The sequence below is a fragment of the Cellulomonas sp. NS3 genome, assembly GCF_024757985.1.
GTDB lineage: Bacteria > Actinomycetota > Actinomycetes > Actinomycetales > Cellulomonadaceae > Cellulomonas_A.
On record NZ_CP103289.1, the window covers coordinates 4,559,595 to 4,581,195 of the forward strand.

Here is a 21,601-nt window from a genome sequence, read left to right on the forward strand (position 1 = left end):
GCCCCGGTCCACGCGGGCCCCTCCGCCGGTGCGGGCGCCGCGGCCCTCGCTACCCTGCCGAGCATGACCGTGACGCAGGCCGTGCTCTCGTTCGCCCTGGTGGCGGGCCTCCTGACGATCGTCCCCGGGCTCGACACCGCGCTCGTGCTCCGCTCCGCGATCAGCCGCGGGCGGGCGCACGCCTTCGCCGCGGGCGCCGGGGTCAACGCCGGCTGCTTCGCGTGGGGCGTCGCGGCGGCCGTCGGGGCGTCGGCCCTGCTCGCGGCGTCGCGCACGGCGTACACGGTGCTGACGCTCGCGGGTGCGGCGTACATGGTGGTGCTCGGCGCGCAGCTGCTGTGGTCGGGCCTGCGCCGACGCCCCGCCGCCGCCGGTGAACCGGGTGGCGCCGCGGCTGCGCCCGAGCCCCGCGGGTCGGTGTGGCGGGCGTTCCTGATGGGGCTCGGCACGAACCTGCTCAACCCGAAGGTCGGCGTCTTCTACCTCGCGACGATCCCGCAGTTCGTGCCCGACGGCGTCTCGCCGCTGCTCATGGGCGTGCTGCTCGCGGCGGTCCACAACGTGCTCGGCATGGCGTGGTTCGCCGCGATCATCCTCGCGACCGGGTTCGCGTCCCGGTGGCTGTCCGGCGAGGTCGTCGCGCGCGTGACGGACCGGGTGACCGGAGTCGTGCTCGTCGCCTTCGGCGTGCGGCTCGCAGCGACGGCCCGGGCGCTGCCCGCGTGAGCGGCACGGCGCCGACCGCCCCGGGAGCCGGCCCCGTCACCGTCCTCTTCTTCGGTGACTCGTTCGTCGCGGGCGTGGGCGACCCGACCGGTCTGGGCTGGACGACGCGCCTCGTCGCCGACGCCCGTGCCGCCGGCACCGACCTCACCGCGTACCCGCTCGGGGTGCGCCGCAACACCTCCGCCGACGTGCTGGCCCGGTGGGAGCGCGAGACGGCCGCACGGCTCCCCCGCGCCGGGCGCACCGGGCTCGTGGTGTCGTTCGGGGTCAACGACGCGACGGACGGCGACGACGGCCGGTGCCGGGTCGCGCTCGACGAGACGGTGGCGAACCTGCGGACGCTGCTGGTCGGTGCCGCTTCGGCCGGGTTGGACGTGCTCGTCGTCGGGCCGCCCCCGATCGCCGACGAGCGGGTCGACGCGCGGATCGCCGAGGTCGACGCCCGGCTGCGCGCCGAGGCCGCAGCCCACGGGGTCAGGACCGTGGAGGTGCTGGGCCCGCTGCGCGCAGAGACGCTGTGGACGGCGCAGGTGCGGGACGGCGACGGCGCGCACCCGGGCGCCGAGGGCTACGCCGCGCTCGCGGCGCTGGTCCGGCCCGCGTGGCGGTCGTGGCTCGCGGGGCTCGTCGCCCCGCACGCGGCGGTCTGACGGTCGCTGCGCGACGGCGACCACCAGTCGGAGTCCGCCGAGGAGGTGGAGGACGGCCCGGTCGGGCACCGACTCGCGCGTGCGGGGCACGTGGTGGGACGGCAGCGGTGGTGGAGCCGGTGGCTGGTGCCAGGTGGCGGTGACCTGACGGCCGTCGCTCACACCGCCGGGCCGGCCCCCGGGTCGTCGTCCGCGACGGTCCCGGGGCCGGCGTCGTCGTGCACCGCCGCCGGCTCGTCGGCCGCGACCGCCGCGCTCAGCCGCCGCCCGAGCGCCCCGACGGTCGCGCGCAGCTCGGGACCGCCGAGCACCCGGAACGGCACCGGGAGCACCGCGAGCTGCTCGGCGTACCAGTACGGGTTGCTCGTCGTCCCGGTCAGGCGCGTCGTCGCCTCGTCCAGCGCGTCGAGGCGGCCCAGCGCCCGAGGCAGCCGGCGCCGCACGCGGTCGACCGGCTCGTCGATGACGACCTCGGCCGCGTACTCCCAACCCGTCGCGAGGTGCTCGTCGAGCAGCGCGACCGGGTCGAGGTCCTCGGGCGGCGTGAACGTCCCGGGCAGCACCTCGACCGTGCCCACCCGGTCGACCCGGTACGCGCGCACGGCGCCGGCCCGGTGGGACCGGCACACGAGGTACCAGCGGCCGTGCCGGACCACGACGGCCCACGGGTCCACCTCGGTGTCCCACGCGTTCCCGGCCTCGGACCGGTAGCCGATCCGGACGGGCCGGCGGTCGGCGCACGCGTGCACGAGCGCGCTCGCCGTCGCCGGGTCGGGGCGGGCGGCGGCGCGGTCCGGCGCCGCGGCGGCGGTCCGGCGCACTGCCGTGGCCTGCGCGGCGGCGGGTCCGGGCAGCGCGCGCAGGATCTTGTCGAGCGCCCGGCCCACCGGGTCGGCCGGGTCGTCGGCGTCGTGGTGGCCGTCGAGCACCGCCATGACGAGCGCGAGCGCCTCCGCGTCCGTGAACCGCAGCGGAGCGGCGCGCAGCCCCCGGCCGATGCGGTAGCCGCCGTACGGGCCGCGGACCGACTCGACCGGAATGCCGGCCTCGCGCAGGATCCCGACGTAGCGGCGGGCGGCGCGCTCGCTGACGCCGAGCCGGGCGGCCAGGCCGTCGGCGGTCAGGCCCGGGGCGTCCTGCAGCAGCTCGAGGGCGAGCAGCGCGCGTGCGGTGGGGCTGTCGTCGGCCGTCATGGCGCCGCGTCTCCGATCCGGAAGCCGATCGTCCGGAACCGACCCTAGCGTCGGTGACGTGGGCCGGGCAGAGGGCCGCTCACCGTTCGCCGCTCACCATTCGCCGCTCACCGAGGAGATGCCCCATGACCGACACCGACGACCTGCTGCACGTCGAGGAGCCGTCGATGACGGCCGGCGAGGCCGAGATGCTGCTGTTCGCGCTCGACCGCTCCCGCGCGACGTTCGCGTGGAAGACGGGCGGGCTCGACGCCGAGGCGCTGAACCGACGCCAGCCGCCGTCGACCATGACGCTCGGCGGCCTGCTCAAGCACCTGGCGCTGGTCGAGGACCACCGCACGGTGCTCGACGTCACCGGCCGGCCCAGCCGTACCGGCGAGGGGTTGCAGCGCCTCGGGCCGCCGTGGGACACCGCGGACCCCGACGACCCCGAGTGGGTCTGGACCTCGGCCGCCGACGACTCCCCCGAGGAGCTCTACGCGCTGTGGCGCGGTGCGGTGGCCCGCTCCCGCGCAGCCTGGGCGGCGACGCTCGCGGACGGCGGTCTCGACCAGCACACGCGCTCACCGTTGTGGGACGGCGACGGGCCCAACCTGCGCCGGGTGCTCGTGGACCTGCACGACGAGTACGCCCGGCACGTCGGGCACGCGGACCTGCTGCGCGAGGCGATCGACGGGCTCGTCGGCGAGGACCCGCCGCAGCGGGGCTGAGCGGCTCAGCCGTCGTCGCGCAGCGACACCCCCTCCGCCGCGAGCGCCTCGCGCAGCAGCCGCACCGCCTTGGGGCCCACGCCGTGCAGCGCCAGGAGGTCGGCCTCGCTCATCCGGCCGACCTCCTCGAGCGTCGTGATGCCGACGTGCGCGAGGGCTCCCAGCGCGGGACGGCCGATGCGTGCGGGGAGGGGCACGCCGCCCGACGCGGCGCCGTCCGCCGTGCTCATGGGCTCTCCTGCGAGGGGTCCGTGTCCGCCCCGGGGCGGGCCCGGCCCGTCCGGGGTGCCCGCGCGTCCCGCCGGGTCGAGACCGTCACGGTGAACTTGGGGTCGCGCGCGACCTGACGGGTCGGCCCGACGACGCCCTCGAGCGCCGGGCGGTAGCGCAGGTGGGAGTTCCACACCGCCCACAGCTCGCCGCCCGGCCGCAGGACCCGCGCCGCGTCGGCGAACAGGGCACGGGCGACGCCGTCGTGCACCGCGGCGCCCACGTGGAACGGGGGGTTGAGCAGCACGAGGTCGACGGACGCGTCCGGCAGGGTGCCTGCGGCGTCGGCGCGGACGACGTCGACCCGGTCGGCGACGCCGTTCGCCTCGACGGTCGCGCGGGCCGAGGCGACCGCGGCCGCGGACTCGTCGGTCGCCGTGATGCGCAGCCCGGGCCGGAGGCGGGCCAGCGCGACCGCGAGGACGCCGGTGCCGCACCCGAGGTCGACCGCGGCCCCGTCCGCGAGCGGCACCGCGTCGAGCTGCGCGAGGAGCGCGCGGGTCCCGATGTCGATGCTCGTGCCCGCGAACGCCCCGCCGTGCGCGCACACCGTGATGCCCAGGTCGCGGTGCTCGGCGCGCTCGGGCCAGCGGCGGTGCGGGCGCTCGTCCGCCGGGCGCGGGTGCGACGCGACGAGGACGCGGGACTTCTGCCGCGCGAGCCGCGCCTCGACGGTGCCGAGGTGCCGCCCGAGCACGTCGTTCATCGCGGTCGTCATGTGCTTGAGTCGCCCGCCCGCGACCACGACGACCGACGGGTCGGCGTGCTCGGCGACCAGCGCGGCGATCTCGTCGAGCGCGTCGAGCGAGCGCGGGAGCTGGAGCAGCACGAGCCGGGCACCCGCGACCAGCGACAGGCCCAGCTCGTGCGTCGTGAACCCGCCGAGGCCGAGCCGCTCGGCGTTGGCGTGCAGGGCGCGCTCCCCCGTGAGCCGGTCCTGGTGCGTGCGGACCCCCGCGACGCCGTGCCGGGCGACCGCACCGAGGGTCAGCGCTCCATAGCGGTCGCCGATCACCACGACGCCGCCGTCGGGCGTGTCCGCGAGCGCCGCGAGCGCGGGCGCGGCCTCGTCGAGCACGAGCCGGTCGGTCGCGTCGACCGCGTGCAGGTTCGGCGCCTCCAGGTCGGGGTACCGCCGGAGGTCGTCGAGGACGTCGCTCATCGCGCGCACCGGGCTCGGGTCACCGGGCGAGGCTAACAACGCCCGGGAGCCCGGCGACCCGCGCACCGGCACCGCCAGCGCGCGACGGCCGGGTACCCCGTCACGCCGGCACACCGCGCGTGACCGACGAGTTCCGGCGCCGGACGTGGTCTCCTGCAGCGTGACCACGACGACCGCCCGCACCTGGGACCTCATCCACGCCGAGCGCGCCGCACTGGCCGACGACCTGCGCGGCCTCGACGACGACCGCTGGGCCACGCCGTCGCTGTGCGCGGGCCTGACCGTCCGCGAGGTGCTCGCGCACCTGACCGCCGCGGCGAGCCTCGACGGCCTCCGGTGGTTCGCCGGGGTGGTGCGCTGCCGGTTCGACTTCGACGCGCAGGTCGCCATGCGCCTCGCCGAGCAGCTCGGGGACTCGCCCGCCGAGACGTTCGCCCGGTTCGAGCGTGTCGTCAGGAGCACCACGACGCCGCCGCTGCCCCGGCCGGCGATCCTGGGCGAGGCCGTCGTGCACGGCGAGGACATCCGGCGTCCGCTCGGGATCACGCGGGTGTACCCCGCGGAGGTCGTCGACGCGGTCGCGCGCTACTACGCGGGCACCGACCAGGTCGTGGTCGCACGACGCCGGGTGCGCGGCCTGCGGCTCGTCGCGACGGACGGCGGCTTCACGGCGGGCGCCGGTCCGGAGGTCTCGGGCCCGACGCTCGCGCTCGTCATGGCGATGACCGGCCGCTCGGTGTTCTGCGACGAGCTGACGGGCCCGGGCGTGGGGGTGCTGCGCGCCCGGTGCTGACTGCGGGTGCCGGGACCGCTGCGGCGACGGGACGGGTCCCGGCGCCGCAGCGGCCGGGTCACGCGCGGCGACGCAGCAGCTGCTGGGTCTCCGGGGCACCGTCGTCGGCCGGGCTCACGATCACGAGCTCCTGCTCGGTGCACGTGTAGGTCTGCGTCCCGGTGAGGTCGATGCCCTGGTACTCGTCCGCGCCCGACTCCTCGGCCGGCATGTCGAACGGTGCGCCGTCCAGCGTGAACGACACGTCCTGCGTGACGCCGCTCGTGTCGACCGCGGGGACGGTGAGCTCGGTGTCGGTCGCGGTGTACGCGCCGGTCAGCGGGCCGGTGAACGCGAGCGTCGTGCCGAGGCGCTGCCCCTCGACGTCCATGGTGACGGTGAGCGACTGGCCCTCGTACGTCAGCGTGGCGCTGGTGCCGTCGAAGGCGATCCAGGTCGCGCCGGCCGTCTGCACCTCGGCGACGGTGCCGTCGGCCGCGACCGTCTGCTGGAGGCCGGCGCCCAGCGACGCCTGGTCCAGGTCCCAGCCGCCGACGAGGCACGCGGCTCCGGTCAGGGGCGTCGGCGTGGGCGTCGGGGTCGGCGTCTCCTCGACGGTGGCCTCGGGGGTCGGCGTGGGCGTCGCGGCGGTGTCGTCGCCGCCGGACGAGCACCCCGCGACGAGGAGCGCGAGGGCGACGAGGGTGGGGGCGACGAGGGGACGGACGGCACGCACGAGGGCTCCTGAGCACGAACGGGGGCCCACCGGGCGCGGGCCGCCCGTCACGCTAGCGCCCCGTCACCCGTCCGGGAGCGTCCGTCCGGGTGACGGGGGCGCGGGTCAGGACGCGTCGTACGCGACCGCGACGTCGAGGACCCAGACCACCCCGAACGGGTCGCGCAGCATCCCGTACAGCGGGGCCCAGCCGGCCGGGGCGAGCGGCACGAGGACCGTGGACCGCACGCTCAGCCGCTCCCAGAGCCCGCTGATCTCGTCGGCGGACGCGCCGCGCACGGAGACGAAGTAGGGGTTCTCCCCCGGCGACCACGGCTGGGCGGCGGGGACGTCGTAGGCCATGACGTGGAAGCCGTCGGGCGAGACGACCTGCCCCCACATCACGTGGTCCGCCTCGGCGGGGTCCTGGGCGGCGTGCGCGTCGCCGTAGGTGACGACGGTCAGCTCGCCGCCGAACACGTCGCGGTAGAGCTCGAGCGCGGCGCGGGCGTCGCCGCGCAGGTTGATGTGGGTCGTGGTGGTGATCGACATTCCGGCTCCTGGTGGTGGTGCTGTCGTGGTGCGGCACCCGTCCGGGCGGCGCACGCACACCCTCGCAAGTCATCCGGACAGGATGGGTCCGGATATCCCGGCACACTGGGTCCCGTGCCCACGACGTCCTCGCGCCTCCTGTCGCTCCTGTCGCTGCTGCAGACCCGGCGCGACTGGCCGGCCTCGACCCTCGCGGACCGCCTCGACGTGACCGACCGCACCGTGCGGCGCGACGTCGACCGCCTGCGTGAGCTCGGCTACCCGATCACCAGCACGCGGGGGCGCGAGGGCGGGTACCGGCTCGACGCCGGGGCGTCGCTGCCGCCGCTCCTGTTCGACGACGAGCAGGCGGTCGCGCTCGCCGTCGCGCTGCAGACCGCCGCGGCGTCCGGGGCGGGCGTCGAGGAGGCCGCGGCGCGCGCGCTGCGCACGGTCCGCCAGCTGCTGCCGGTCCGGCTGCGGCACCGCGTGGACGCGCTGCACGTGCACGCCACCCCGGCCGGGCACCGCGACCCCGTCGACCCGGCGGTCCTGTCCGCGGTCAGCGCCGCGATCGGCGCACGCGAGGTCCTGCGCCTCGACCACCGCTCACCGGGTGCGCCCGACGACGCGGAGCCCGGACCGCCGCGGCGGGTCGAGCCGCACCACCTCGTGGCGCGCGCGGGCCGCTGGTACCTCGTCGCGTGGGACCTCGACCGCGACGACTGGCGCACGTTCCGCGTCGACCGCCTGAGCCCGCGCTCGCCCGGCGGTGCGCGGTTCACGCCGCGCGAGGTGCCCGGCGGGGACCTCGACCGGTACCTGACCGGCCGGTTCCGTGGCCTGCCGGAGCCGGGCGCGGCGGGCGGGCGCGGAGGTGTCACCGGGGACGACCGTGGGACCGGCGACGGGGCGGCAGCCGACGCGACGACGGGCGGCGCCGGCGCGGACTGGCCCTGCCAGGGGGAGGTCGTCGTGCACGCGCCCGCGGCGGAGGTCGCGCCCTACCTCGCCGACGGCGTCGTGCAGGACCTCGGGACCGGTCGCTGCCGGGTGGTCCTCGGCGCGTGGTCCTGGGTCGGGCTCGCAGCCTCGCTGGCCCGGTTCGACGCGGACGTCGACGTGGTGGGTCCGCCCGCGCTCGCGGAGGCGTTCGGGCGGCTCGCGGAGCGCTTCGCGCGGACGGCCGCGGGCGCCGCGCGGTAGGCGAGCGCCCTCGGTCGACAGGTGCACGCACGCCGGGGCGCGACGGTGCCGACGGACGAGCGGCGGGCGCGCGGCACCCGTGCGGCAGCGCGTCAGTCGGCGGCGCCGCCACCGGCGCCCGTCGTGCCCGGCCCGGTCGGTCGCACGCCCGCCAGCTCCGCCGCCAGCACGCTCGCGCGCGCGATCACGTCGAGCTGGGCACCGTTGTAGAGCTCGGTGACGGTCTCGAGAAACGTCTCCTGCGTGACGCGCGGTCCCTTCGAGAGGTGCTCGTCCGGGTGCAGCAGCCACGGGTAGTCGGTGAGGTTCCGGGCGATCTCCGGGGCGAGGGCCTCGGCGATCCGCCGGCGGGTGGCGTCGTCCGCGTCGGGCGGCAGGGCGTCGAGCTCGGCGCCCACGCCGTCGTTGGGCTCGGACTCGACCATCTGCTTGAGGTCGGACATCGCCGACTCGTCGTAGAGCTGCTCGTAGACCAGCATCAGGCTCCGCTCGGTGCCGGTCAGCCGGCCGGCGACGTCCTCGAAGCCGGCGGGGACGTCGGTCGTGGTCGAGCCCTCGAGGATCGCGCGGATCTCGGCACGCGCCCGCTGCAGCCGCTCGATGCTCTCGGCGAGGCCGGCGTCGATCGCGAGCAGCGCCTGCGCCGGGCTCGCACCGCCGCCGGCCCCGACCGCCTCGATCTGCGTGAGGGGGACGCCCAGGTCACGCAGTCGCCGGATCTGCAGCAGCCGCACGAGATGCCGCGCCCGGTACTGCTTGTACCCGTTCGACATCCGCTCCGGCTCCTCGAGCAGCCCCGAGCGGTGGTAGTGCCGGACCGTGTTCACGGTCGTGCCCGCGAGCTCGGCCACCTCGCGCGTGCTCCACGCCATCGTCGCCCCGCCCTTCCCGCCGTCGCGGCGACGGGAACCTCCCGTCCGCGACACCGCACCCATTCAAGACCGTGTTCCCGGAACAGGGTCAACGGGCGCCCGCCCGTCGCGGGACCGGTGCGGGCGGGGCTTGACCCTGTGGTGGGAACACGGTCTGGACTGCAGCCCTCACCACCCCAGGACGTCCCACCAGCGCGACGCCCGCCACCGGAGAAGAGCCGACATGGACCACCCGTACCCCTGGCTGCAGGACCTCATCGACCAGGTCCCCGACCTCGTCCAGCCGCTGATCGTCGCCGGCGCCGCCGCCGTCCCCTACGTGGAGGGCGAGGGAGCGGCGGTGCTCGGCATCCTCGCCGGGATCGACCCGGTCGTCGCCGGCCTCGCCGCCGCGGCGGGGAACATCCTGTGCGTCGTCGCCGTGGTCCTCCTCGGGTCACGGATCCGCGGTGGGGTCGGCGCACGCCGCGCGGCGCGGGCAGGACGGACCCGCGAGACGTCGTCGCCCGCCGGTCCGCTCGGCGGGTCGACTGTCGCGCCTTCCGCTGCGACCGCTCTCGCGGAGGCACCCGCGGTGACCGCGGTCGACGCGTCCGCGGCCGACCCCGCGTCGGGCCGGAGCCACCGGTCGAAGGGCCACGCGCGGCTCCGGCGCTGGATGGTGCGGTTCGGCGTCCCCGGGGCCAGCCTCCTCGCGCCGATCGCGCTCCCCACGATGCTGACCGCGGCGTTCTTCGTCGCGTCGGGCGTCCGCAAGGAGTGGGTCATCCTCTGGCAGGTCGTCGCGATCGTGCTCTGGACCGGTCTCGTCGTGGTCGCCGCCACGGGCCTCGTCGCAGCGCTCGGCTGGTGACGGTCGCGACTGCTCGCCGCGCGGCGTCGGCCGGGAGGGACGCAGCCCTGGCGGGCGCCGCGCCGGGAGCCGACCCACCGTCGGAGGACTGACCGACGGACCGACGGAGGCAGCCATGGTGCGATCGATCGCCGACCAGAGCGTCACCGAGCTCGGCGGGCGCGTGAGCGTCCTGACCCGGCAGAAGAAGGACCACGTCACGCTCGACCGCCTGCTGCACGACCTGGGCCGGACGAGCGGCGAGGAGCAGGACGCGGTGCTCCAGCGGCTCTACCGCCTCGTCTTCCCGCACGCGTTCGCCGAGGAGGCCGTGCTGTGGCCGACGCTGCGGCGCGTGCTGCCCGACGGCCACGAGCTGAGCCTCGAGGTCGAGCAGGAGCACCAGGAGGTCAACGAGCTGGTGACCCGGCTCGAGGGCATGGGCCACGACCATCCCGAGCGGGGCGCGGTGCTCGACCGGCTCACGGAGGTGCTCCGCGAGGACGTGCGCGACGAGGAGGACGTGCTGCTCCCCCGCCTGCAGCAGGCCGTGAGCACGCGCGACGTCCGCCGCCTGGGTGTGCTGTGGGAGGTCGTCCGGCGCGTGGCCCCGACCCGCGCGCACCCGGTCGTCGCGCGGCGGCCGCCGGGCAACGTCCTCTCCGCCGTCCCGCTGTCCGTGCTCGACCGGCTCCGCGACCTGCTCGACGCCGGCGCCCGTCGCGGCCCGGAGCGCGTGGTCCCCGCGCTGCGCACCGCGAGCCGGCGGCTGACGTGGGCGGCGCACCGCGTCGAGCACCTGCCGCTCCTGCGGGTCGGCGAGGACCCGAGCACCCGCAGCGACGGGCCGGCCGCCGCCTGACCGGGAGCTCCCGGCCCGACCGGGCGCTCCCTGCCCGACTCGCACTCCCGGCCCGCCCGAGCACTCCCGGCCCGACCGGGCCGGGTGCGGCGACACCGCTCGGCGAGGTTCCAGCCGGACGGACGACGGCAGGGCGGGTGCGGCCGCGTGCGCCGCACCCGCCCTGCCGGGACAGACCCCCCGGTCAGCGCCGGGTCGTCACCGTGTACGTCGTCGTCGCCGAGCCGTCCTCGCTCGTGACGGTGACGCGCGCCGTGGGGTCGCGGCGCGTCGGCTGCCGGATCTCGACGGTCGCGTACGGGTCGGCGGCGACGGCGGTGACCGTCGCGACCCCCCGGACGCCGCCGACCACGTGGTCCGTGACCGCCGGGTCGAAGCCCGGGACGGGCGTGCCGTCGACCGCGAGCGCCGTCAGCGTCGCGTCCGACCCGACGCCCGGTGCGTGCGCGAGCAGCTCGACCTCGCTGACCGTCATGTGCTGCGACGGGCGCGCGGCGAGGACGACCCGGACGGCGTCGGTGTCGACCGGCGGGACCGGCACCGTGGCGACCGGAGCGGTCGGCGTGCCGGTCGGCACCGTGACCGGGTCCCCGGCGTCGACCCACGTGCCGTCCGCCGCACGCGTCTGCACGGTGACGGTCTGCGCGTGGCTGTCGCCGCCGTCGCGGTAGAAGTGCACCGCGACCCCGGAGACCGTGAGGCTCGCCGGGAGGGTCACCGTGAGGGTGTCGGCCGCGTTGGCCCGGCCCGACTGCCAGTTGGACCACGCCTTGTCGGTGAGGTCGCCGTTCACGGTCCCCGCCGCGGAGTACCCGGGCTCGGTGAACGTGGCGGCCGCGACGGTGCCGGGCGTGAGCGCGGCGTTGGCCGCACCGGGCTCGGTGACCTGGACCCGCACGGTCGCGGGCAGGGTGTCGCCGTCGCCGGCGTCGGCCGTGCCGGTGAGCTCGACGGTGCCGACCGCGTCGAACACCGCGCCGTCCGCGTCCCACGTCACGGGGCGCTCGACGTGCGCGCCGGTCGTCCGGCCGACCGCGACGACCGTCGCGGGCAGCTCGGGGACGCCGCCGACGTACGTCTTGGCGCGTGCAGGCTCGGTGCGGAGGAGCGTGTCGACCGTGACGACGACCTCAGCGCGGTGGGTGCTGCCGAGCGCGTCGGTCGCGGTGCCGCTGAGCGTGACCGTGCCGGAGCGGTCCCACCGCTGGTACGGCGAGAGCTTCCACGTCACCGGGAGCGTGCCGCGGGCGCCGTCGCGGAACACCGGGACGACCGTCGCCGGCAGCTCGGGTGCGGTGCCCGGCGTGGTGAACGCCGTGGCCTGCTGCACGTCGAGCACCGTCTCGTCGACGACGCGCCAGAGCTGGTTCGCCCCCGAGTTCGGCAGCCAGGTCGAGACCGGGGAGCCGTCGGCGGTGGCCTGGCCGAGCACCTCGAGGTTCCGGCCCGTCGCGACGTCGACCAGCGTGAACGTGCCGTTCCCCGTCGTGGACAGGATCCAGCGCGCGCCCTCGTCGGGCTCCCCGGAGGCCGGGACGAGCACGACCGCGCCGTCGACCACCGCGAGGCGCCGCCCGTCGGCCGCGGACGTGACCGCGTACTGCGCGCGGTTGGTGCCGCTCGTCCGCTCGTTCTCCCCCGTGCCGTCGTCGACCTGCGTGAGCGCCCAGAGCTGGTCCGGCGCCGCGGCGTCGGTGGTGCGGATCACCGCACCGGTCGCGTCGTCGCCCGCCGTCGCGAGCGAGAGCCCGCTCTGCACGCCCTGCAGCCGGTAGGTGTGCCCGTTTTGCACGAGCGCCGCGTCGTCGGCGACCCCGCGCACCCCGTCGACCACGAACGTCGTGACCGACTGCGCCGGGACCTCGAGCGTGGCCCGGGCGTCCTGCACGCGCACCGGGGCACCCTCGACGAGCGCCCCCTGCGCGCTCGTCACCACGGGCGTGACGGTCGCGCGCCTGGAGACCTTCCCGAACGCCGAGAGGTCCAGCGTCACGGCGCGGGCCTCGGTGGTCTCGTTGAGATGCACGACCGTCGCGCCCTCGTCGTCGACCGCCGCGACGCTCGCCGGGTCGTCGACCGCGACGAGACGGTCACCGGGCTCGATGAAGTGCGTGAAGTTCCGGACCGTGTCGAACTTCGTGTTCGTGTAGATGGGGCAGGTCTCGAGGGTGTCCTCGGCGGTGCAGTCGAACGGGAGCTGGATGCTCCCCCAGTTCGCGCCCGCCGCGCTCTCGCCGCCCGGCTTCATGTTGTCGTAGTCCTCGACGGGCTGCCAGAACACCCAGGCCGTCGGCTCGAGCTCGCGCAGGTCGTCGACGATCCGGTCGGCCATCCCCAGCCCGGGAACCATGGACTCGAAGTCCTGGCCGTTGCCCCAGGAGCCCTCGACCTCGCTCATCCACAGCGGCTTGTCCTCCGCCTTGGCGATGTCCCGGACCGTCGTGCGCTGGCCCGTGCCGTAGGTGTGGACGTTGAGCTGCGCGACGAGGTCCCGCACCTCGGGGGTGTACGCGTTCCAGTTGGTCGCGAACGTGCCCGGGTTCGTCTCGTCCATCGCCGAGATCGCCGCGCCGGTGCTCGACCCCTCGAGGGCCTGGGCCAGCGCCGTGAGGATCTCCTGCTGGCGCTCGGGGCCGACGTGCGCGCCCTCCTGCCGCCCGCCCGTCGGGTTCCCGTCGGGGCCGAGCGTGGTCCGCCAGTAGCTCGTGTTCGGCTCGTTGAGCGGGTCGACCGTGTCGACGGTGATGCCGTGCGCGTCCTCGAGCCGCTCGGTCACGCCGACGACGTACTCCGCGAAGTCGGTCACCCGGTCGGCGCGGACCTGCTCGGCGCTCGCGTCGAAGCCGCCCGAGACGTAACCGCTCACGGTCTGGAACCACGGCGGGGAGTTGCTGAACGTCTCCCAGTGGGTGACGTCGTCCTTGATCCGGTCGACCCACCACCGCTGCGTCTGGTCCGCATCCTCGTTCCAGTCGGCCGGGTCGTCGGCGCTCCACCAGTCGGTGTCGGTGCGCGTCGTGCCCTCGGGCGCGGCCCACCAGCCCTCGACCGCACCGCCGGGGCGCAGGTAGTCCGGCACGTCCGGGGCGTTGCCGCCGCCGATGTTGTAGCGCGCGATGTTGAGGTTGAGGCCCTCGTCGCCGAACACGAGGTCCGCGAGCGCGTCCCGCACCTCGTCGGGGTAGTCGCCGGTGGCGTTGGCGAACCACACGAGGCTCGTCCCCCAGCCCTCGAACGGTGCGCCCTGGTAGGTGGGGTCGGGCCGGACGGTGACCCCGGGCGTGCCCGGTGCCGGTGCTGCGGGTGCCGGTGCCGCGGCCGGTGGTGCGGCGGCCGCGGGTGCGGTGCCGGTCAGCCCGGCCACCACGGCGGCGGCCCCGAGGGCCGCGACGGCCCCCCGGGCTCGTGGGTGCGTGCTCGTCATCGAACAGCTCTCCTTCGTCTCGTACGTCGTCGTACGTCGTCGTCTCCTCCCGGGCTGCGGCGCGGCAGCTCCGGCGGGCGGACCCTGCCCGGTCCGCCGCCGCGCCGCCCGTGCCCGGGCGTCCTCTACCGGGCCGCGCGCCGGAGCACCGCGACACCGCGCGGGCCCAGCACGAGCGGACCCGTCGCCCCCTGCCCCCTCTCCCCCAGCAGCACGTCACCGTCGACCGCGACCTCGACGGCCTCGGCGGTCCGGTTGACCAGGAACCAGAACGCGTCCGCCTCGGTCGCGCGCACGGCGAGCTCGACGCGGCCGCGCACCTCCTGGGGCAGCTCGCTCGTGACGCCCGCGCCGTCGAGCACCGCCGTCAGCACCGGGCGCAGGCCGTCGACCCCGAGGCGCGTCGAGACGTAGGTCGCGGACCCGCCGGACCCGCCGCCGTCGACCCCGGCGTCCCCACCGGCCGCGGACCCGACGCGTCGCCGCGTCACCGCCGCGCGCCCGTCGAGGTCGCCCCCGGCGTACCGCGCGAGCACCTCCACCGCGTCGTCCGTCACGTCGACCCGCTCGCTCCAGAGCGTCCCCACGGTGCCGTCGTCGAGCGTCACCGTCTCGTCGTCCAGGAGCGGCTCGAGCTCCTCGACGCGGATGCCGAGCAGGTCCCGCAGGGGGCCCGGGTAGCCGCCGAGCCACGCGTGGTCGTGCTCGTCGACGACCCCCGAGAAGTACGTGGTGACGAGGTGCCCGCCACCCGCGACGTACGCGGTGAGCTCGTCGGCGAGCGCCTGCGGCACGACGTGCAGCACGGGCGCGACGACCACGGCGTACCCGGTCAGCGGCGCGCCGGTCGGGACCACGTCGGCCCGGACGCCCGCGGCCAGCAGCGCCGAGTACCAGTCGAGCGCCTCCGCCCGGTAGCGCAGGCGGTCGGACGGGTGGGAGTCCTGCTCGCTCGCCCACCACGACGTCCAGTCGAACAGGACCGCGACGCGCGCGGGGGCCCGGTGCGCGCCGACGACGGGCGCGAGGTCCCGCAGCTCGCCGCCGAGCCGCACGACCTCCCGGAACACGCTGCTGTCGCGACCCGCGTGCGGCACCATCCCCGAGTGGTACTTCTCGGCACCGGCCGAGGACTGCCGCCACTGGAAGAAGCAGACGGCGTCGGCCCCGTGCGCGACGTGCGTGAGCGAGTCCCGCACGAGCGCGCCCGGCTTCTTCGCGACGTTGACCGGCTGCCAGTTGACGGCGCTCGTCGCGTGCTCCATGAGGAACCACGGGCGCCCGCCCGCGAGGTTGCCGGTGAGGTTCGCGGAGAACGACAGCTCGTCGTGGGACTGCGGCCCGGGGTGCGTGTAGTGGTCGTTCGAGACGAAGTCGACCTCGGGCGCCCACTCCGCGTAGTTCATGCCCCTCGTCTCACCCATGACCATGAAGTTGGTGGTCACCGGGACGCCGGGGGTCAGGCGGCGGAGCACCTCGCGCTCGGCGCGCAGGTGGTCGCGCAGCGCGTCCGACGAGAAGCGCTTGAAGTCGAGCTGCTGCGTGGGGTTCGGGTGCGACGCGGCGACGCGCGGCGGCAGCACCTCGTCGAGGGCGCCGTACCGCTGCGACCAGAACGCGGTGCCCCACGCGTCGTTGAGCGCGTCGACCGTGCCGTACCGGGCCTCGAGCCACGTGCGGAACGCCCGCGCGGCGTCGTCGGAGTAGTCGTAGACGTTGTGGCAGCCGAGCTCGTTGTTCACGTGCCACGCGACGAGCGCCGGGTGCTCCGCGTACCGCGTCGCGACCGCCTCGACGAGGCGCAGCGCGTGCTCGCGGAACACCGGCGACGTCGGGCGCCAGTGCTGGCGCGCGCCGGGCCACAGCGTCTCGCCGGTGCGCGTCACCGGCAGCACCTCGGGGTGCGCGGTCGTGAGCCACGGCGGCGGGGACGCGGTCGCGGTCGCGAGGTCGACGCCGATGCCGTTGCGGTGCAGCAGGTCCATCGCGTCGTCGAGCCACGCCCAGTCCCACGTGCCCGCGGACGGCTGGATCCGGGCCCAGGAGAAGATGGCGAGCGACACGACGTTCACGCCGGCCTCGCGCATGAGCGCGACGTCCTCGTCCCAGACCTCGCGCGGCCACTGGTCCGGGTTGTAGTCGGCGCCGTACGCCAGGGGGTTCCCGGCGGTCTCGGGCCAGCGCAGCCAGGTCCGGGCGCTGTCGGGGCGGGGCATGGAGGTCTCCTCGGGGCAGGGTCGAGCGAGGCGGGGCGGGATCACCGGCGGGTCGGGTGCACACGACCCGGCCCGCCGGTGCGCGGGGGACGGCGGAGGGCGTCGGCTACTCGCCGATCGTGAAGCCCTGCTCCTCGCCGTAGGAGGCCGAGGCCTCCTCCCAGTCCGTCAGCCCGTCGAGCAGCGTCGTGCCGCCGACGTAGGCCTGGCCCGCGGTGTCGTTGAAGATGCTGTTCGCGTAGACCTGGAACGGGAGGTACGACCAGCCCTCACGGACGTTCGCGGCGGACTCGGCGAGCACCTCGTTGACCTTCTGCCCGCCGAAGTACGGGAACTCCTTGCCGATGAACTCCTCGGACTCGAGCTCCGCCGTCGTCGCGGGGAACGCGCCGCCGTCGACGCGGGTCTGCACGCCGTCGCCCGCGTTGGCGTACTCGAGGAACGCGTACGCGAGCTCCTTGTTCTCGCTGGCCTCCATGACGGAGAGCGCGCTGCCGCCGTTCTCGGCGGTCGCCTCCTCGCCGGCCTCCCACTGCGGCATCGGGGCCACGCGCCACTTGCCGGCGCCCGCCTCGACGCCCGACTCGAGGTTCGCGGGCATCCACGCGCCGATCGTCAGCGTCGCGATCGAGCCGTCACCGAGGCCCTGGTACCACTCGTCGCTCCACGAGCTGATGGGGGCGACGAGGTCCTCGTCGAGGAGCTGCTGCCACGTCTCCGCGAACCGCGTCGAGCCCTCGTCGGCGAGGTCGAGCGTCACGTCGGTCCCGTCGACCTGGAACGGCTGACCGCCCGCCTGCCAGATCATGCTCGTCGCGAAGCCCGCGTCGCCGGTGTCGTTGGTGATGTAGACGTTCGGGTCGGCGGCGTGCAGCGCCTTCGCCGCCGCCACGTACTCGTCCCACGTCGTCGGCACCGTGATGCCGTGCTTCGTGAAGACCTCCTCGTTGTAGAAGAGGGCCATCGGGCCGGAGTCCATCGGCAGGCCGTAGATCCCCTCGCCGACGGTCACGGACGACCACGGGCCGGGCGTGAAGGTGCCGTCGAGCTCGCCCGCACCGAGATCCGTCAGGTCGGCGACCGACTCGCCGAGCGCGAACTGCGGCAGCGCGTAGTACTCGACCTGCGCGACGTCGGGCACGCCCGAGCCGGCCGCGACGGCGTTCTGCAGCGCGGTGTACTGGTCGTTGCCGGTGCCGGCGTTGACCAGCTCGATCTCGACGCCCTCGTTCGCGGCCTCGAAGTCCTCGACGACCTGCTCGAGGGTGGGCTCCCAGGCCCAGACCGTGAGCGTGCCGCCCTCCTCGGCGGCGGCCGACGGGTCGGCGGCGTCGCCCGAGCCGCCCGAGCAGGCGGCCAGGGCCAGGGCGGTGACGCCGGCGAGCGCGGCGGCGCGCACGGCGGGGCTCGTCGCGCGCCCGGCGCGTCGGGTGCGGTTCCTCATGGTGGGTCCTCTCACTTCGTTGTCGAGGTCGACCCGGTCGCGGGGAGCGACCGGCGGGGGGTGGTGGGGTGGGTCGGTGCGGCGGCGGCGGCGGCGAGGGCGTGCGGGCGCTGCCCGGCGAGGCGGGTGGCGGCGCTCACTCCTTGACGCTCCCGGCGGCCAGGCCGGACTGCCAGTACCGCTGGAGCAGCAGGAACGCGGCGACGAGCGGCAGGATCGTGAGCAGCGAACCGGTGATGACGAGGTGGAAGATCGCCTCGCCGCCGGCCGTGGCGGCCTGTGCGTTCCAGGCGTTGAGCCCGAGGGTCAGCGGGAACCAGTCGGGGTCCTTGAGCATGATCAGCGGCAGGAAGTAGTTGTTCCACGTCGCGACCATCGTGAAGAGCAGCACCGTGACGATGCCCGGCGCGAGCAGCGGCAGGCAGACCTGCCAGAACGTGCGCCACTCGCTCGCGCCGTCGACCCGCGCGGCCTCCATGAGCTCGGTCGGGATCGCCTCGGCCGCGAACGTCCACATGAGGTACAGCCCGAACGGCGAGATGAGCGACGGGATGATGACCGACCACGGCGTGTTCGTCAGGCCCATCTGGCTGAACATGAGGAACGTCGGGACGGCGAGCGCGGTGCCGGGCACGGCGACGGCCCCGATGACGGTCGCGAACACCCCGCGCTTGCCGGGGAAGTCGAACTTGGCCAGCGCGTACCCGCCGAGCACCGCGAGCGCCGTCGCACCGCCCGCACCCGCGACGACGTAGAGCAGCGTGTTCGCGAGCCAGCGCACGAAGATGCCGTCGTCGTAGGTCAGCGTCGTGGTGACGTTGTCGACGAGGGCGAAGTCGCCCGCGAACCACAGCCCGAACGAGGACAGCAGGCCGGGCTGCGTCTTGGTCGCGTTGATCACGAGCCAGACGAGCGGGACGAGGCTGTACACGAGCACGATGCCGGCGAGGACCGTGAGCGTGACGCTGCGGCGGGGGCGGGCGCTGCGGACGCGGGCGGCGCGGGCCGGTCGGCGGCTCCCGCGCCCAGGGGCGTCGTCGCGGGCGGACGGGCGGATCCGGGGTGCCGGGCGGGCGGGACGCGGCCGGTCGGACGAGGAGGTGCCGGACTGGGCGGTCACGGTCATCAGCTCGCCTTCCGCATGCCGCGCAGCTGCACGGCGTAGGCGACCGCCATCGTGACGAGCCCCATGAGGATCGCGACGGTGGCCGAGTAGTTGTACTGCTGGCCCGAGAAGGACAGCGAGTAGGCGTAGAGGTTGGGCGTGAAGTACGTCGTGATCGCGTTGGGCGCGAGGCTCTGCAGGATGCTCGGCTCGTTGAAGAGCTGGAAGCTGCCGATGATCGAGAAGATCGTCGCGATGACGAGCGCGCCCCGGATCGCCGGGAGCTTGATCGCGGTGATGACGCGGAGCTGGCCGGCGCCGTCGAGCTCGGCGGCCTCGTAGAGCGACGTCGGGATGACGCGCAGCGCCGAGTAGAAGATCAGCATGTTGTAGCCGACGAACTCCCAGGTCACGATGTTGCCGATCGAGGCGAGCACGAGGTCCGGCGACAGCGGGTTGGGCAGCGACGTGCCGAGCGCGTCGTTGAGGTTGCCGACGAGCCCGAACCGCGTGCCGTACATGAACCCCCACATGAGGGTCGCGACGACGGCCGGGACGGCGTACGGCAGGAAGATCGAGATCCGGAAGAACCCCGCCCCGTAGAGGCGGCCGCTGTCGATCGCGAGCGCGACGACGAGGGCGATCGCGAGCATCACCGGGACCTGCACGAGCAGGAACAGCCCGACCCGCCCGAGCGCCTCCCAGAACTGGCTGTCGGCGAGCGCCCGCTGGTAGTTCGCGAGCCCGACGAACGCGTTGCCGCCGACGAGCTGGTTGCGGAACAGGCTCAGGTAGAGCGAGTACGCGATCGGCGCGAGGAACACGAGGGCGAACACGGCCATGAAGGGGCCGATGAAGGCCCAGCCGGTGAGCGACCGGCGCGTGCGGCCGGCCTGTCGGGGTCGCCGGACCGTGGGGACCGGTGGAGCGGACGTCGTCGTCATCGCGGTTCTCGTGCCTTCTGGTGGCCCGGTGCGCGCCCGGTGGGTGTCCGATGTTTGCGCAACCATAGGAGCACGCTGGATGATGTTTGCGCAACCATAGGGGTGGCCTAGGCTGTCCGCGACGAGCCCGGCACGGGCCCGCGCAGGGGATCTCAGGGGGTCTTCGAGGTGGAGCGATGAGTCCGGACGACGGGACGGCGACGGCCGCCCGCGCCCCACGTCAGGCGCCCGCCGACACGCCCGGCGCCGCCCGCCCGGGCACCCGCCGGCGCGTGTCGATGGCCGACGTCGCCCGGCACGCCGGGGTCTCCGCGCAGACCGTCTCCCGCGTCGCCAACGGGTACGAGGGCGTCGTCGAGGAGACCCGCACGCTGGTGCTGGCGTCGATGCGCGAGCTCGGCTACCGGCCCAACAGCGCCGCCCGCGCGCTCAAGAGCGGCCAGTTCCGGACCATCGGCGTCATCGTCTTCACGCTCTCCACCACGGGCAACATGCGCACGCTCGAGGCCATCGCGACCTCGGCCGCCGCCGCCGGCTACGCGATCACGCTCATCCCCGTCGCGGTGCCGACGCAGAGCGACGTTCGCGGGGCGTTCACGCGCCTCGGGGAGCTCGCGGTCGACGCCGTGATCGTCATCATGGAGGTCCACCTCCTGGACTCCTCGACCGTGACGCTCCCCCCGGGCGTCGAGGTCGTCGTCGTCGACTCGGACGCGGGCGACCGGTACGCGGTCGTCGACACCGACCAGGCCGACGGTGCCCGGCAGGCCACCGAGCACCTCCTCGACCTCGGCCACGGCACGGTGTGGCACGTCGCCGGACCCGAGGCGTCCTTCGCCGCGGAGCGCCGGGCGCAGGCGTGGCGCGCGACCCTGGAGGCGGCCGGTCGCCCGGTGCCCGAGGTCGTGCGCGGCGACTGGTCCGCCGAGTCGGGGTACCGCGCAGGCCTGACGCTCGCGACCGAGCCGACCTGCACGGCGGTCTTCGCCGCCAACGACCAGATGGCCCTCGGCCTGTACCGCGCGTTCGCCGAGAAGGGGCTGCGGGTGCCCGAGGACGTGAGCGTCGTCGGGTTCGACGACTACCCCGAGGCCGCGTCGTTCAGCCCGCCCCTGACGACCGTGCACCAGGACTTCTCGGAGGTCGGGCGGCGCTGCGTCGACCGCGCGCTGCACCAGCTCACCGCGGGCGAGCCCGACGTGGGCACGACGCTCGTGCCGACGCACCTCGTGGTGCGCGGGAGCACGGGGACGCCGCGGGCGGGGGCCGACGCGGGCTGACGGACGGGCCCGACGAGCCCGGACGGGCGCCGAGGCCGCCCGCGGACGGTCACTCGCGGAGGTCGATCTCACCGAAGCGCTCGTCGTCGCGGATCGGCTCGGTCAGGCACGGCGAGTCGACCATCCGCACCGGCGGGTCCGCGTCGCGGGTCACCGTGACGTCCACGCACAGCACCGCCTCGGCCATCTCGGAGAACATGCCGCTGCCCACCGACTCGCTGCCGACGATCTGGACCCGCCACGCGGCGCCGGTCCCCCCGGGGCCGAGGGGCTCGTAGGCCCCGATCCAGGGCGTGCGGCTGAACGCCACCTCGAACGCCTCCGGGAGCGTCTCCGAGGTCCCGTCGTCGACGTCGTCGATCGCCTCGGTCAGCCCGGCGTCGAGGATCCGCGCAGCGTGGCGCGCGTTGCTCGTCGCGGCCGCCGTCAGCGGGTCCCGCACCGGGGCGACGAACGTGCGGGCCGCGGCGGCGAGCGCGACCAGGACGAGGACGAGAGCGCCGACGAGGGCCCACCCGCGGCGGTTCACGGGCTCGTGGCGGGGGCCGGCGCGCTCGTCATCGCGTCAGGGTAGCGACGGATGGAACCACGGGGGGCCGATCGGCGCGCGCGGGGTGACGGTCTCCGACCAGCCTGGCCGGGGCGTCGTGCACGCGGCACCGCACCACAGCCAGCCCTCTCGCAGGC

General features: G+C 75.3%; 21 protein-coding genes. 8 read left to right on the plus strand and 13 right to left on the minus strand.

Features of this window, described 5'->3' with window-relative positions:
• Positions 1 to 63: 63 nt before the first annotated feature.
• Together NXY84_RS20690 and NXY84_RS20695 are read left to right on the plus strand one after the other, a co-directional pair.
• Positions 64 to 726, plus strand: coding sequence for a LysE family translocator (locus NXY84_RS20690; RefSeq protein WP_258724909.1), 663 nt, complete (start codon positions 64 to 66; stop codon positions 724 to 726).
• Positions 723 to 1,376 (plus strand): GDSL-type esterase/lipase family protein, encoded by a 654-nt coding sequence (locus NXY84_RS20695; protein WP_258724911.1) that lies wholly within the window; start codon positions 723 to 725, stop codon positions 1,374 to 1,376. Before NXY84_RS20690 ends, NXY84_RS20695 begins: the two co-directional genes overlap by 4 nt.
• 158 nt (positions 1,377 to 1,534) lie before the next feature.
• On the opposite strand, the gene NXY84_RS20700 is transcribed toward NXY84_RS20695, so the two are convergent.
• A complete protein-coding gene (locus NXY84_RS20700; protein WP_258724912.1) occupies positions 1,535 to 2,569 on the minus strand; it encodes a helix-turn-helix transcriptional regulator in 1,035 nt (344 codons plus the stop codon).
• Between the two features lie 125 nt (positions 2,570 to 2,694).
• Between NXY84_RS20700 and NXY84_RS20705 the strand changes: the two genes are divergently transcribed.
• Positions 2,695 to 3,279 carry a DinB family protein gene (locus NXY84_RS20705; protein ID WP_258724913.1) on the plus strand — a complete coding sequence of 195 codons (585 nt, stop codon included), beginning with the start codon at positions 2,695 to 2,697 and terminating at the stop codon, positions 3,277 to 3,279.
• A gap of 5 nt (positions 3,280 to 3,284) precedes the next feature.
• Here NXY84_RS20705 and NXY84_RS20710 read toward each other — a convergent pair whose 3' ends face one another.
• Together NXY84_RS20710 and NXY84_RS20715 are read right to left on the minus strand one after the other, a co-directional pair.
• Complete coding sequence (locus tag NXY84_RS20710; protein ID WP_258724914.1) at positions 3,285 to 3,509, minus strand: hypothetical protein; 225 nt, start codon at positions 3,507 to 3,509, stop codon at positions 3,285 to 3,287.
• Positions 3,506 to 4,711 carry a class I SAM-dependent methyltransferase gene (locus NXY84_RS20715; RefSeq protein ID WP_258724915.1) on the minus strand — a complete coding sequence of 402 codons (1,206 nt, stop codon included), beginning with the start codon at positions 4,709 to 4,711 and terminating at the stop codon, positions 3,506 to 3,508. Before NXY84_RS20715 ends, NXY84_RS20710 begins: the two co-directional genes overlap by 4 nt.
• Positions 4,712 to 4,871: 160 nt before the next feature.
• On the opposite strand from NXY84_RS20715, the gene NXY84_RS20720 reads away from it, so the two are divergent.
• The gene (locus NXY84_RS20720; RefSeq protein WP_258724917.1) at positions 4,872 to 5,504 is read left to right on the plus strand and encodes a maleylpyruvate isomerase family mycothiol-dependent enzyme; all 633 of its coding nucleotides are present in this window, start codon (positions 4,872 to 4,874) and stop codon (positions 5,502 to 5,504) included.
• A 58-nt stretch (positions 5,505 to 5,562) separates the two neighbouring features.
• On the opposite strand, the gene NXY84_RS20725 is transcribed toward NXY84_RS20720, so the two are convergent.
• Positions 5,563 to 6,219, minus strand: a complete 657-nt coding sequence (locus NXY84_RS20725) for a hypothetical protein (RefSeq protein WP_258724918.1) — start codon at positions 6,217 to 6,219, stop codon at positions 5,563 to 5,565.
• Positions 6,220 to 6,324: 105 nt separating this feature from the next.
• Positions 6,325 to 6,750, minus strand: a complete 426-nt coding sequence (locus tag NXY84_RS20730; RefSeq protein ID WP_258724919.1) for a VOC family protein — start codon at positions 6,748 to 6,750, stop codon at positions 6,325 to 6,327.
• Positions 6,751 to 6,864: 114 nt separating this feature from the next.
• Here NXY84_RS20730 and NXY84_RS20735 point away from each other — a divergent pair, with 114 nt between their 5' ends.
• Positions 6,865 to 7,935, plus strand: a complete 1,071-nt coding sequence (locus tag NXY84_RS20735; protein WP_258724920.1) for a helix-turn-helix transcriptional regulator — start codon at positions 6,865 to 6,867, stop codon at positions 7,933 to 7,935.
• Between the two features lie 92 nt (positions 7,936 to 8,027).
• Here the strand turns inward: NXY84_RS20735 and NXY84_RS20740 are convergent, their stop codons facing one another.
• Positions 8,028 to 8,807: a MerR family transcriptional regulator gene (locus NXY84_RS20740; RefSeq protein ID WP_258724921.1), complete on the minus strand. Its 780-nt coding sequence runs from the start codon at positions 8,805 to 8,807 to the stop codon at positions 8,028 to 8,030.
• Positions 8,808 to 9,030: 223 nt separating this feature from the next.
• On the opposite strand from NXY84_RS20740, the gene NXY84_RS20745 reads away from it, so the two are divergent.
• Both NXY84_RS20745 and NXY84_RS20750 read left to right on the plus strand, forming a co-directional pair.
• Positions 9,031 to 9,660: a small multidrug efflux protein gene (locus NXY84_RS20745; RefSeq protein ID WP_258724922.1), complete on the plus strand. Its 630-nt coding sequence runs from the start codon at positions 9,031 to 9,033 to the stop codon at positions 9,658 to 9,660.
• 115 nt (positions 9,661 to 9,775) lie between these two features.
• Complete coding sequence (locus tag NXY84_RS20750) at positions 9,776 to 10,501, plus strand: hemerythrin domain-containing protein (RefSeq protein ID WP_258724923.1); 726 nt, start codon at positions 9,776 to 9,778, stop codon at positions 10,499 to 10,501.
• Between the two features lie 184 nt (positions 10,502 to 10,685).
• Here the strand turns inward: NXY84_RS20750 and NXY84_RS20755 are convergent, their stop codons facing one another.
• The 6 genes from NXY84_RS20755 to NXY84_RS20780 all read right to left on the minus strand — a co-directional run bounded on the left by NXY84_RS20755 (position 10,686) and on the right by NXY84_RS20780 (position 19,634).
• Positions 10,686 to 13,925, minus strand: a complete 3,240-nt coding sequence (locus NXY84_RS20755; protein WP_258724924.1) for an RICIN domain-containing protein — start codon at positions 13,923 to 13,925, stop codon at positions 10,686 to 10,688.
• A gap of 125 nt (positions 13,926 to 14,050) precedes the next feature.
• On the minus strand, positions 14,051 to 16,141 hold the full coding sequence (locus NXY84_RS20760; protein WP_258724925.1) for a beta-galactosidase: 2,091 nt from the start codon (positions 16,139 to 16,141) through the stop codon (positions 14,051 to 14,053).
• Positions 16,142 to 16,247: 106 nt separating this feature from the next.
• Entirely contained in the window at positions 16,248 to 17,585 is a 1,338-nt protein-coding gene (locus tag NXY84_RS20765; RefSeq protein WP_258724926.1) for an ABC transporter substrate-binding protein, read from the minus strand.
• 11 nt (positions 17,586 to 17,596) lie between these two features.
• Entirely contained in the window at positions 17,597 to 17,725 is a 129-nt protein-coding gene (locus NXY84_RS20770) for a hypothetical protein (RefSeq protein ID WP_258724927.1), read from the minus strand.
• Positions 17,722 to 18,711, minus strand: coding sequence for a carbohydrate ABC transporter permease (locus NXY84_RS20775; protein ID WP_258724928.1), 990 nt, complete (start codon positions 18,709 to 18,711; stop codon positions 17,722 to 17,724). The genes NXY84_RS20770 and NXY84_RS20775 overlap by 4 nt, the downstream gene beginning before the upstream one ends.
• The gene (locus tag NXY84_RS20780; RefSeq protein WP_258724930.1) at positions 18,711 to 19,634 is read right to left on the minus strand and encodes a carbohydrate ABC transporter permease; all 924 of its coding nucleotides are present in this window, start codon (positions 19,632 to 19,634) and stop codon (positions 18,711 to 18,713) included. The genes NXY84_RS20775 and NXY84_RS20780 overlap by 1 nt, the downstream gene beginning before the upstream one ends.
• Positions 19,635 to 19,912: 278 nt before the next feature.
• Between NXY84_RS20780 and NXY84_RS20785 the strand changes: the two genes are divergently transcribed.
• Positions 19,913 to 20,914, plus strand: coding sequence for a LacI family DNA-binding transcriptional regulator (locus NXY84_RS20785; RefSeq protein WP_258727290.1), 1,002 nt, complete (start codon positions 19,913 to 19,915; stop codon positions 20,912 to 20,914).
• A 49-nt stretch (positions 20,915 to 20,963) separates the two neighbouring features.
• Here the strand turns inward: NXY84_RS20785 and NXY84_RS20790 are convergent, their stop codons facing one another.
• Positions 20,964 to 21,443 (minus strand): hypothetical protein, encoded by a 480-nt coding sequence (locus NXY84_RS20790; RefSeq protein WP_258724931.1) that lies wholly within the window; start codon positions 21,441 to 21,443, stop codon positions 20,964 to 20,966.
• Positions 21,444 to 21,601: the final 158 nt, after the last annotated feature.

Coding starts and splice junctions, on each gene's coding strand:
- NXY84_RS20705 (WP_258724913.1), top strand. CDS start 2,695: ATGACCGACACCGACGACCTGCTGCACGTCGAGGAGCCGTCGATGACG.
- NXY84_RS20765 (WP_258724926.1), bottom strand. CDS start 17,585: ATGAGGAACCGCACCCGACGCGCCGGGCGCGCGACGAGCCCCGCCGTG.
- NXY84_RS20740 (WP_258724921.1), bottom strand. CDS start 8,807: ATGGCGTGGAGCACGCGCGAGGTGGCCGAGCTCGCGGGCACGACCGTG.
- NXY84_RS20730 (WP_258724919.1), bottom strand. CDS start 6,750: ATGTCGATCACCACCACGACCCACATCAACCTGCGCGGCGACGCCCGC.
- NXY84_RS20755 (WP_258724924.1), bottom strand. CDS start 13,925: ATGACGAGCACGCACCCACGAGCCCGGGGGGCCGTCGCGGCCCTCGGG.
- NXY84_RS20780 (WP_258724930.1), bottom strand. CDS start 19,634: ATGACGACGACGTCCGCTCCACCGGTCCCCACGGTCCGGCGACCCCGA.
- NXY84_RS20715 (WP_258724915.1), bottom strand. CDS start 4,711: ATGAGCGACGTCCTCGACGACCTCCGGCGGTACCCCGACCTGGAGGCG.
- NXY84_RS20690 (WP_258724909.1), top strand. CDS start 64: ATGACCGTGACGCAGGCCGTGCTCTCGTTCGCCCTGGTGGCGGGCCTC.
- NXY84_RS20785 (WP_258727290.1), top strand. CDS start 19,913: ATGGCCGACGTCGCCCGGCACGCCGGGGTCTCCGCGCAGACCGTCTCC.
- NXY84_RS20710 (WP_258724914.1), bottom strand. CDS start 3,509: ATGAGCACGGCGGACGGCGCCGCGTCGGGCGGCGTGCCCCTCCCCGCA.
- NXY84_RS20775 (WP_258724928.1), bottom strand. CDS start 18,711: ATGACCGTGACCGCCCAGTCCGGCACCTCCTCGTCCGACCGGCCGCGT.
- NXY84_RS20700 (WP_258724912.1), bottom strand. CDS start 2,569: ATGACGGCCGACGACAGCCCCACCGCACGCGCGCTGCTCGCCCTCGAG.
- NXY84_RS20745 (WP_258724922.1), top strand. CDS start 9,031: ATGGACCACCCGTACCCCTGGCTGCAGGACCTCATCGACCAGGTCCCC.
- NXY84_RS20750 (WP_258724923.1), top strand. CDS start 9,776: ATGGTGCGATCGATCGCCGACCAGAGCGTCACCGAGCTCGGCGGGCGC.
- NXY84_RS20760 (WP_258724925.1), bottom strand. CDS start 16,141: ATGCCCCGCCCCGACAGCGCCCGGACCTGGCTGCGCTGGCCCGAGACC.